General features: G+C 60.5%; 9 protein-coding genes and 2 pseudogenes. 3 read left to right on the plus strand and 8 right to left on the minus strand.

The window, feature by feature from the left end:
- The first annotated feature begins 21 nt into the window (after positions 1–21).
- The 3 genes and pseudogenes from ACOI8A_RS17910 to ACOI8A_RS17920 all read left to right on the plus strand — a co-directional run.
- Positions 22–573, plus strand: coding sequence for an NfeD family protein (locus ACOI8A_RS17910; protein WP_420650998.1), 552 nt, complete (start codon positions 22–24; stop codon positions 571–573).
- The gene (locus ACOI8A_RS17915; protein WP_420651019.1) at positions 573–1334 is read left to right on the plus strand and encodes a slipin family protein; all 762 of its coding nucleotides are present in this window, start codon (positions 573–575) and stop codon (positions 1332–1334) included. The genes ACOI8A_RS17910 and ACOI8A_RS17915 overlap by 1 nt, the downstream gene beginning before the upstream one ends.
- Before the next feature lie 171 nt (positions 1335–1505).
- Positions 1506–1587 (plus strand): annotated as a pseudogene (locus ACOI8A_RS17920) (NYN domain-containing protein); the annotation flags it as partial.
- Positions 1588–1614: 27 nt separating this feature from the next.
- On the opposite strand, the gene ACOI8A_RS17925 reads toward ACOI8A_RS17920, so the two are convergent.
- From ACOI8A_RS17925 to ACOI8A_RS17960, 8 genes and pseudogenes are all read right to left on the minus strand, one after another.
- A complete protein-coding gene (locus ACOI8A_RS17925; protein WP_420650999.1) occupies positions 1615–3198 on the minus strand; it encodes an efflux transporter outer membrane subunit in 1584 nt (527 codons plus the stop codon).
- A complete protein-coding gene (locus tag ACOI8A_RS17930) occupies positions 3195–4265 on the minus strand; it encodes an HlyD family secretion protein (protein ID WP_420651000.1) in 1071 nt (356 codons plus the stop codon). The genes ACOI8A_RS17925 and ACOI8A_RS17930 overlap by 4 nt, the downstream gene beginning before the upstream one ends.
- A 25-nt stretch (positions 4266–4290) precedes the next feature.
- Positions 4291–5826, minus strand: coding sequence for an MFS transporter (locus ACOI8A_RS17935; protein ID WP_420651001.1), 1536 nt, complete (start codon positions 5824–5826; stop codon positions 4291–4293).
- Positions 5827–5936: 110 nt separating this feature from the next.
- Positions 5937–6854: a LysR family transcriptional regulator gene (locus ACOI8A_RS17940; protein WP_420651002.1), complete on the minus strand. Its 918-nt coding sequence runs from the start codon at positions 6852–6854 to the stop codon at positions 5937–5939.
- Positions 6855–6912: 58 nt separating this feature from the next.
- Positions 6913–7779: an ABC transporter permease gene (locus ACOI8A_RS17945; protein ID WP_420651003.1), complete on the minus strand. Its 867-nt coding sequence runs from the start codon at positions 7777–7779 to the stop codon at positions 6913–6915.
- 17 nt (positions 7780–7796) lie between these two features.
- Positions 7797–8657: pseudogene (locus tag ACOI8A_RS17950) on the minus strand (ABC transporter ATP-binding protein).
- Between the two features lie 5 nt (positions 8658–8662).
- Positions 8663–9688 carry an ABC transporter substrate-binding protein gene (locus ACOI8A_RS17955; RefSeq protein WP_420651004.1) on the minus strand — a complete coding sequence of 342 codons (1026 nt, stop codon included), beginning with the start codon at positions 9686–9688 and terminating at the stop codon, positions 8663–8665.
- Positions 9689–9706: 18 nt separating this feature from the next.
- On the minus strand, positions 9707–10603 hold the full coding sequence (locus ACOI8A_RS17960; protein ID WP_420651005.1) for a TauD/TfdA dioxygenase family protein: 897 nt from the start codon (positions 10601–10603) through the stop codon (positions 9707–9709).
- Positions 10604–10738 lie beyond the last annotated feature (135 nt).

The following is a 10738-nucleotide window of genomic DNA, read 5'->3' on the forward strand; positions in this document are numbered from 1 at the left end:
CTAGACTGGAGGAACAACTCCATGAATCTCGCGGAGGGTCACGTGAACACCCGTTGCTGTGCGTTGCTGTTTTTCATCCTGCTGAGCGGATCGGCCCTCGCTGCGGATACCCCGTTGCCAGCGGTCAGCCCGGTCGGTTTGTGGCTGATCACGCTGGGCATCGCGTTTTTGATCGCCGAAGCCGCGCTACCGAACTACGGAGTGATCGGTCTCGGCGGCATCATCATGTTCGTGATTGGCGCGTTGATTCTGGGTAACGCCGAGTTGCCGGTGCCGATGATGATCGGCCTCGGTTTGATCAGCGCATTGCTGTTGATCGCGCTGCTGATTCGCGCGCTGAAAACCCGACCGCGCGAAGCGGTCAGTGGCGATGCCGGGCTGCTCGGCAGCGTCACGCCGATCACCACCGTGCAGGCCGATGATGCTTGCAACGGCTGGGTACAATTGCAAGGAGAACGCTGGCAGGTGTTGAGCGCCACGCCGCTGCACACCGGGCAACCGGTGCGCGTGGTCAGTCGCAAGGGCTTGTTGCTGCAAGTGGCCGCGACTGACGCGGCACCGCTCGGAGAGTGATCATGGGTCTGCAAATCGGTTTTGTCGCACTGCTGCTGTTGCTGATCGCCCTCGCCGGCGCGACGTTCCGCATCCTGCGCGAATACGAGCGTGGCGTGGTGTTCCAGCTCGGACGCTTCTGGCAGGTGAAGGGGCCGGGGTTGATCTTGCTGATTCCGGTGGTGCAGCAAATGGTTCGGGTCGACTTGCGCACCATCGTCCTCGATGTACCGCCGCAGGACGTGATCACTCGCGACAACGTCTCGGTCAAGGTCAACGCGGTGCTGTACTTCCGCGTGCTCGACCCGCAGAAAGCAATTATTCAGGTAGAAGACTTTCTCATGGCCACCAGCCAATTGGCTCAGACCACCCTGCGCGCGGTGCTCGGCAAACACGAACTGGACGAATTGCTCGCCGAACGCGAACGCCTGAACATCGATATCCAGCAGGTGCTCGACGCACAGACTGATGTCTGGGGCATCAAGGTCGCCAACGTCGAAATCAAGCACGTGGATCTCAACGAATCGATGGTGCGTGCCATCGCAAAACAGGCCGAAGCCGAACGCGAACGACGGGCCAAAGTTATTCACGCCGAAGGCGAATTACAGGCCTCGGAAAAACTCATGCAAGCCGCCGAAATGCTCGGCCGCCAGCCCGGCGCCATGCAGTTGCGCTACATGCAGACGCTGAGCTCGATTGCCGGCGACAAGAGTTCGACGATTGTCTTTCCGCTGCCGATCGAGTTGCTCAAAGGGATGGCGGATTTGTCGGCGAAATCTTGAGCTGGAGGAATACCAGCCGAGTGAAGCGACGATCAAACGAAGGTTGACCTGCGAGACGCACTCAATCTAGGATTGCCTTACTCAACCCCGTACGTAGCGATTCAGTTCGCTGGCAGTTGGGGTGAAGAAACCGGCTTAGGCCGGTTTTTTCGTTTCTGAGGAATAATTTTTGTGCGCACCGCTTTTTTTTGATGGCTACAACATGTTCTATGGGCTGCTCGCAGGGACGCCCTATAAATGGCTCAACCTGCGGGCGTTCCAACTCACAAGAAACCAGCAATCAAACCGGATTATTGGTGGCAGCCGCATCCACCGGATACACCGACTCCCATCCCCCACCCAACGCTCGATACAACCCGACCATTGCCAGCGATACGCCAGTGGAGCTTTCCACCCACTGTTCCTGGGTGGCGAGTAGTGCGCTCTGTACGGTGAGAACGTTGACGAAATCGACCACGCCTTCGACGTATTGCTGTTGCGCGGTGCGCAGGGCGATCTGGTTTTGGCGTACGGCCTCGGCGAGGCTGTCGCGGCGGCGCTGGCTGGCGTTGTAGGCGGTCAGTTGATCGTCGATTTCGTGCCAGGCGCGCAGCACGGTTTGCTGATAGGCAATGGCTGCATCCTGCTGCTGAGCTTCACGCAATTGCAGCACGCCGCGCAGGCGCCCGCCGTCGAACAGCGGCAGGCTGAATTGCGGGCCGATACCGAAGGCGCGTGAGCCCCATGAGCCGAAATCGCTGAGCTGCATGGCTTGCGAACTCAGGTTGCCGGACAGGGTAATGCGCGGATAGAAATCACCCTTGGCCACGCCGATGTTGGCCGTGGCGGCGTGCAGCGCGGCTTCGGCCTGGCGGATATCCGGACGACGTTCGGCCAGTTGCGACGGCAACCCGATGGCGACCTGGGGTGGCGACTGCGGTACCGGGGCGTCTGTGGATAACTGTTTGGCCAAGGCTTGCGGCGGCTCGCCCATCAACAGGCTGATGGCGTTGATCAGTTGTGACTGGCGTTGCTCCAGCGCCGGCAGGCGCGATTCGATGGCGGCGACTTGCGCGGCGGCTTCGGCGACGTCGAGATCGGTCGCGACGCCATCGTTCAGGCGCAGTTGCGAGAGTTTCAGACTGTGCCGGGCGACGTCGAGATTCTGCTCGGTCACCGCGCGGGTGTTCTGTACACCACGCAACTGAATGTAGTTCTGCGCGGTATCCGCAAGCACTGCCAGCAACACGCCGCGACGGTCGTTTTCCGCGACTTCGAGGTTAGCGTCGGCGGCTTCGGTTTCGCGGCGTACGCGGCCCCAGAAATCCAGCTCCCACGAAGCGGAAAAACCGGCGTCCCACAGATTGAAGGCAGAATCGCCGTCGTGCCCGGACGGATCGTTCAAGCCTTCGCCGCTGTTGCGTTTGCGGCCATAACTGCCGGTAGCCGCGGTATTGGGATAACGCTCGGCGGTGATCACCTGACGCGCAGCGCGGCTTTGTTGCAGGCGGCTGCTGGCGCGCTTGAGGTCGAGGTTGCTGCTCAAAGCGCGCTGGGTCAGGGCTGACAATTGTGGGTCCTTGAACACCTCCCACCAACGTTCGTTCATCGGCTCGCTGACTGCGTGGCTCGAAGCGCTTTTGGTTGGTTTTGCCCATTCGCTGATTTGCGCGGCTGCGGGCTTCTCGAAGTCCGGGCCGACGGTGCAGGCAGTGAGGCCCACAGTCAGCAAGGCGCTCAGGGTGAGTTGCTGCCACTGGCCCAATCGCTGGCAAGCCAGCTCCCACAGGGGACCCTGTTTGCAATCGAGATCTTGGATAGCCTGCACAACGCCTGTGGGAGCTGGCTTGCCAGCGATGGCGTCAGTCGATTCAGCAAAAATCATCGCTGCGTCACCTCGCGCACCGAGGTCGCCGAGCTCTTGATATCAATGCTCGCCTCCACCGACATCCCCACGCGCAGGCGTTCAGCCAATGGCTGACCGGGCTCGAGCAAAATCTTCACCGGAAGCCGCTGCACGACTTTGGTGAAGTTGCCGGTAGCGTTATCCGGTTTCACCGCTGCGAAGGTCACACCGGTAGCCGGGGCGATACTTTCGACACGGCCGGTAAGCACTTCACCGCCAAGGCTGTCGACGCGAATCTGCACGTCCTGCCCCGGCTGCACATCCGTCAGTTGGGTTTCCTGAAAGTTTGCGACCACATAAGCCTGCTTCAGCGGCACCACCGCCAGCAGTTTGCTGCCCGGCGTCACATAAGCGCCGACGCGCACGGCGCGCTCGCCGACCATGCCGTCCTGCGGTGCGGTGATGCGCGTGTAGGACAGCTCGAAACTGGCCATCTCCAGCGCCGCTTGCGCATGCTTCAAGCCACCTTCGGCTGCATCGCGCTGGGCGCTGAGAATGTCGACCTGCTTGCGTTCCGCCGCAAGTTTCGCGGTGGCGGTGTCGAGCTTGGCGCTGGCCTGATCGATCCGCGTACGCGCCTGTTGCGCGTTCTGCACCGTACCGGCACCAACGCCCGCGAGGTGGTTGTAGCGATTGAGTTCTTGCTGAGCAAAAGCCATTTCAGCCTTGGCCGAAACTACCGCAGCCTGCTCCTGGGCAATCACCGAGCTCTGGCGCTCCAGCGTCGCTTTGGCGTTTTGCAGTTGAGCGCGAGCGACCAGGGTTTGCGCATCGGCCGCCTCGGCGGCGGCGCGCAGATCGCGATCATCGATCAGTGCGAGTAACTGTCCCGCCTTCACTTGCTCGTTGTCCTCCACCAGCACTTCTTTGATGAAGCCCGATACACGCGGCACCACCAACGTGAAGTCAGCGGAAACATAGGCGTCGTTGGTGTTCTGCTGCGTGCGTTTGCCGAACAGACCCGGCACCGCCAGGTACAGCAACACGCCGACAGCCAGTGCAGCCGCCACGGCGACGGCGATTTTTTGCTTTGCTTGAGTCGTCATAAAAACCTTCTGTTTCGTGAAGCAATCAAGTCGGCGCGCGAGGCGGGAACATCCGCGTCGGCAGCCAGAAAATCAGCAGAATCAGCGCCACCGCGACGCCGCTCATGCACAAGTAGAGATCCGAAGAAGTCAGCACCACGGCTTGTTCGTGCAAGCGATGGGCGAGACCGGCGTCTTGCGCGGCCAGCGGCGAGTTGCCGAGACGATCGACCAGCATCGTCGAATGGAAATGCAGCCGCGCTGTGGTCAGCGTTTCGATTACCCCGGTGGCGATCACGGCCGCCATGCCCCTGATAGTGTTGAACCACGCCGAGGCGAACGGCCCTTCCATCGGCGAGATGCTGCCAGTGGCGAGCATCAGTAGCGGCAGCACCGACATCGGCTGACCGAAAATCTGCAGCCATTGCAGGACATAGAAATTGTCGCGAATCCATACCGAAGTGATCTGCGAACCGCCGAGGCACGACAACGCGAGCATGCTCAAACCGATCCCGAGCACCCAGCGGCAATCGATCCAGCGCAAGTTGCACAATGCCGCCACCAGCGGCAGCGCAATCAGCTGCGGCAATGCCGCCAGCAGCATGATCGGCGCGGTCTGCACCGGGCGATAACCCTGCACTTGCGCAAGATAACTCGACGGGATCACCACCACCGCCGACAGCACCACCAACACTCCCGCTAGCGTCATCAGCGAGAACGACAGATTACGAATGCCGAGCATCTGCAACTTGAAGAATGGAATCGGCTGCGACCATTCATTGATCAGAAACGCCACCAGCAACAACGAGCCAGCGCCGAGCAAGCCGCAGATCAGATCCGATTGAAACCAGTCCAGCCGATTGCCCTGCAAGATGCCGATCACCAGCATGCAGATTGCCGGGAAGCCCAGCAGCAAGCCCTTCCAGTTGAATGCCGTGAAGCGCTCCAGGCGCAGTGGATCCTGCGGGAGGCCGTAGGCGACCATCGCCGCGCCGATCAGGCACGGCGCGATGATTTGCCAGAACGTCCACTGCCAGCCGACGTATTCGGTCCACATCCCGGCCAGCGGCGTGCCGAGGCCGGGGCCGAAAGTTGCGGTCAGGGCGTAGCCGGCCAGTCCGTAAAGTTTGACGTTGGCCGGTAGAAAACGCAGGGCCACGGTCATCAGCATCGGCGGCAACGCGCCGCCGGCCAAGCCTTGCAGGGTGCGCATCAGCAACAGGCTTTCGTAGTTCGGCGCGAACGGGCAGAGCACGCCGAGCACGGTGAATGCGGCGATGGCGCACAGGGTGAAACGCCGTAGCGAGAAGGTCACTGAGCACCAAGGTGCAAAAGCCATCGCCGCCACCGAAGTCGCGGTGTAGCTGGCGACCAGCCAGGTGCCGTCGTCGTAGCCGATGCTCAGCGCGCCGCGAATGTCGGCCAGGGCAATCTTGGTCACAGCCTCGTTGAGGCCCGAGACCAACACCACCAACAGCACGCCGAGCAGACCGATGATGATCCGCGCGCCGAATATCGGCGGCGCGGTCGTTTTCGCCGGAGCGGCTGCGACAAACGGCGCCGTGACCGTCAGGGATGTCATGGGGGAGCAAACTCCGGAATGAAAAATACCGGAGCATTTTAGTAAGGCTTATTGCTGACGAAAATTGACTTATTGGAAGTTTATAAGTGCGTCAGACGCAATTGTTGAGATCAGGGCTGTGCTTCCAGCCAGGTTTCATCACAGCAACTCTTGAGGGTTTCGCGCAGCCAGCGGTGTGCCGGGTCTTTGTCGAAGCGTGGATGCCAGGCTTGGGTAAGCATCAAGGTCGGCAGAGGAATCGGCAAGTCGAACGAACGCAGCTTCAGTCCGAGTCGACGCACACTCAGCAACGCCTCCTTTGGCACCGGCAGGATCAGGTCGGAATCTGGAAGGGCGAACATCGCCGCATGAAAACTCGGCGCGATGACGGCCACTCGGCGCTCCAGACCCAAAGCGTTCAGCGCCGTGTCGATCGGGCCACGCGCGATGCCTCGGCGCGACATGCTGATGTGGGAAAACCCGGCGTAACGTTCGGCGGTGATTTCGCCATTGAGCAATGGGTGATCCTCGCGCACCAAACCGACGAAGTGCGTGGCGAACAGGTTTTGCACCTTCACCTCCGGCATCACCGGTCGAGTATTGCTGACGTTCAGGTCGATTCGCCCTTCGCGCAATGCCTCGTCGTCACCATCGCCTTCCGGGACGAAGCGCAATTCGCAGTGCGGGGCTTGTCGCTCAAGGGTGGCGAACAGTTTGCCGCCGTAAACGCCAACGAAGAAATCGTTGGCTCGAATGCTGAACCGCCGACGCAAAGTGCCCAACTCCACGGCATCGGCCGAGCGGAACAACAGCGCGGCTTGCTCAACCAGATCGCGCACTTGCTCACGCAACTCCAGCGCTTTGGGGGTTGGCACCAAGCCGCGGCCGGCGCGCACCAGAATCGGATCGCCGATGGCTTCGCGGATTCGCGTCAGCGTGCGACTCATGGCCGCCGGACTGAGATTCATGCGCCGCGCTGCGCCGATCACGCTGCCCTCGTCGAGCAAGGCGTCGAGGGCGACCAACAGGTTCATGTCCGGGAGTTGCATGTTGAGCACTCATCGCCGATCAGGATTAATCTGCACGCAATGCTAGCAGATCAAACCATCAGCGCTGCATGCCCCAACGTTTCACGGTGACTCGCTCAAGGGTGTCGAACACCAGATTTTCCACTAGTAAACCAATCAGGATCACGACGGCCAACCCGGCAAACACTTTGTCGGTGTACAGTTCATTGCGATTCTGGAAGATGTACCAGCCCAGCCCGCCCTTGCCGCTGGTCGCGCCGAACACCAACTCGGCGGCGATCAGGGTGCGCCAGGCAAACGCCCAGCCAATCTTCAACCCGGCCAGAATCGATGGCAGCGCCGCCGGGATCAGGATGAACAGCACAAAACGCATGCCCTTCAAGCCGTAATTACGTCCCGCCATGCGCAAGGTTTCCGAGACGCCGAGAAAACCCGCGTAGGTATTCAACGCCAGCGCCCACAGCACCGAATGCACCAGCACGAAAATCAGGCTGTTCTGCCCCAGCCCGAACCACAGCAACGCCAACGGTAGCAGGGCAATCGCCGGCAGCGGGTTGAACATCGACGTCAGCGTGCTGAGCAGATCGCGGCCAAACTGGGTCGAAACCGCCAGCGTAGTCAGGGCAAACGCCAGCACGATGCCGATCAAGTAACCCTTGAGCAGCACCACCAGCGAAATCCACACCTTGCCCAGCAATTCGCCACTGAGCAAACCGTCGTACAACGCATGACTGGTCTGGATAAAACTCGGCAGCAGCAAATCGTTGTTCTGCACCCGGGCAATCACTTCCCAGAGCACGGCGAGCAATATCAGGATCAGGCTTTTGCGCAACCAGCCCTGTTGCCAAAGCCGTTGGCCGAGGGGCAACTCGCGCTCAACCGGCACGCTGGTCAGCGGTTGCAGATCAATTTCAAATTCTTCACGAACGGATGATGAATGGCTCATCGGGCAATCCTCCAGGCTCAATAAGCAATTCGAATGTCGCTGAAATCCAGCTCGCGCTCAGCTTCCCGCGCCTGACCTTCGTCGAACAACAAGCGATGAATACGCCGCGCCGATTCCTAAAAAGCCAGACCGCCAAGGCTTTGCAAATCGTATTGATGGCTGTGCACTTCGGCCTTCACCCGGCCCGGATGCGGCGACAGCAGCAAGATGCGATTGCCGACCACTAGCGCTTCTTCAATCGAATGCGTGACGAATAACAGCGTGAAGCGCACCTCTTCCCAGAGCAGCAGCAACTCTTCCTGCATCTTGCGGCGGGTCAGTGCATCGAGGGCAGCGAACGGCTCGTCCATCAGCAGGATTTTTGGCTGCATGGCCAACGCTCGCGCGATGGCCACCCGCGCTTTCATGCCGCCGGACAAAGTGTGCGGGTAGGCATCGGCGAACGCTGCCAGGCCGACTTTTTCCAGGTAATGCAGCGCACGCTCTTCAGCTTCCTTTTTCTTCAATGTGCGCGAGGCGAGTAACGGAAACATCACGTTCTGTTTGACGGTTTTCCACGGCGGCAGCTGATCGAATTCCTGAAACACCACGATCCGGTCCGGCCCCGGCGCGTCGACGCGCTGGCCTTGTAGACGGATCTCGCCTTCGCACGGCGCGATGAATCCGGCGACGGCTTTGAGCAACGTGGATTTACCGCAACCTGACGGGCCAAGCAGCACGAAGCGATCTTGCTGATCGACTTCGAAACTGACCTGGTGCGTGGCGCGAACGACGCGTTGCGGCGTGCGGTATTCCAGGCTGACGTGATCAACCGCCAACAGCGCCTGCGCCGTGGCGATCGGGTTGCTGGCCGCGTGGCCTGGCAAAGGGGCATTCATCGCGATCAGCTCCCTTGCAGCGGTTTGACGTCCTGGAAGAAGTAGTCCTTCCACGATTCAGGTTTGTTTTTGATCGCGCCGACGCGGTAGAGAAATTCGGCCAGTGGATAAGTGTTTTTCGGCGTGACGCTGAATTCGAACTGCGGGTTGTCGATGATTTTCAGCAACGCGGCGCGGTCGATCTTGGCTTTGGTCACGCGGATGTAAGTATCCGCTGCGGCGCCTTTATCGTTCTGCGCAAATTGCGCAGCTTCGGTCAGCGCTTCAACGAAGGCTTTGTAGGTTTTCGGGTTCTCGTCGCGGAATTTCTCGGTAGCGAACAGCACCGTCGGCGAGTTCGGCCCGAGCAGGTCATAGGTATTCAGCACCACGTGCACATTGGGGTTTTCCAGCGCCTGATCCTGGAACGGCGGGTTGGAGAAATGCCCGGTCAGTTCGGTACCGCCAGCGATCAACGCGGCGGTAGCGTCCGGGTGCGGCAACGCGATGGTGTACTTGTCGAGGCGATTGAATTCCTTGTCACCCCACTGCATGGCCGCCGCATATTGCAGGAAGCGCGACTGCACCGAGACCCCGACCGCCGGTACGGCAATGCGATCCTTTTCGGTGAAGTCGGCGATGGTTTTGACCTTGGGGTTGTTGCTCACCAGGTAGTAAGGGAAGTTGCCCAGCGAGGCCACGGCTTTGACGTTCTGCTTGCCGTGGGTGCGATCCCAGATCGTCAGCAGCGGGCCGACCCCGGCGCCGGCTATATCGATCGAACCGGAGAGCAACGCATCGTTGACCGCCGCGCCACCCGACAGCTGAGTCCAGTCAACCTTGATGTCGAGGCCTTCCTGCTTGCCGTACTTCTCGATCAGTCCTTGATCACGCACCACGTTGAGCAACAAATAAACAATGCCGAACTGTTCGGCGATACGGATTTCACCTTCGGCATGAGCCACGGACGGCGCGACCAGGCTGCTGGCAATCAGGCTGAAACCGAGGCCGATGGCAGCCGCCAGCGGTGCGAATGGAAGACGTTTGGACATGATTGAATCTCCGGCAAATCAGAAAGGCGCGTCGCCCTGAATGGTGGTGCGATACAGCTTGCGGCGCAGGTGCGCGGGGCAGCCGGCGGCAAGGTGAATCAGCGAGCGGTTGTCCCAGAACACCAGGTCGTGCGGCTGCCATTGATGGCGGTAGATGTTTTCCGGCAGCACGCTGTGGGCGTAGAGCTCGGCGAGCAGTTGCTGACTTTCGTCCTCCGGCAGACCGACGATGCGCGTGGTGAAACCTTCGCTGACGAACAACGCCTTGCGGCCGTTTTCCGGATGAGTGCGAACGATCGGATGCACCACTTCCGCGACCTGCGCCAGCTGCTCCGGGGTCAGGGTCGGGCGCCAGTTGCCTTCGAATTTTGTTTCGCTGTAGCGCGCGGTGTAGGAGTGCGCAGCCGAGCGACCTTCGACGGCTGTGCGCAGCGCTTCTGGCAGGTTATCCCAGGCTTTGTGCATGTCGGCGAACAGCGTGTCGCCACCCTCGGACGGCAACTCTTGCGCGTGCAGCATCGAGCCGAGGCTCGGCAGCTCTTTATAAGAAAGGTCGGAGTGCCAGAATTTGCCGGCGTCGCCGAGGCCGATGTTCTGGCCGTTCTCGACGATGTTGGAAACGATGAGGATTTCCGGGTGATTGGCCAACAAGAACTGCTTGAGCACATGGATCTGCAACACACCGAAACGGCGGCTGAAGTCTATTTGTTGCTGCGGGGTAATACGCTGGTCGCGGAACACCACGACATGATGATCGAGGTGCGCACGGTGAATGCGCGCGAAGTCCTGGTCGTTGACCGGGCGGGTCAGGTCGAGGCCGATGATTTCGGCGCCGACCGCGCCGTTGAACGGGCGAATCTCGAAGATTTGCGGCGCGAGGGTCGCGGCGCTTGGGGTAGCAGTAGCTGCGGACATCAATCAATCTCCCACGCACGGCACGCTCAAAGGCGCGCGCGTCGATCAGAAACTCACGCTGGATTGCGTGTTGGTTCGTGTCGTGCGGCGCGCCGATTGGTCGGCAGGTACGCAGGGAAATGACTTTATAGATAT

The organism is Pseudomonas sp. P4795 (genome assembly GCF_048822895.1).
Lineage (GTDB): Bacteria > Pseudomonadota > Gammaproteobacteria > Pseudomonadales > Pseudomonadaceae > Aquipseudomonas.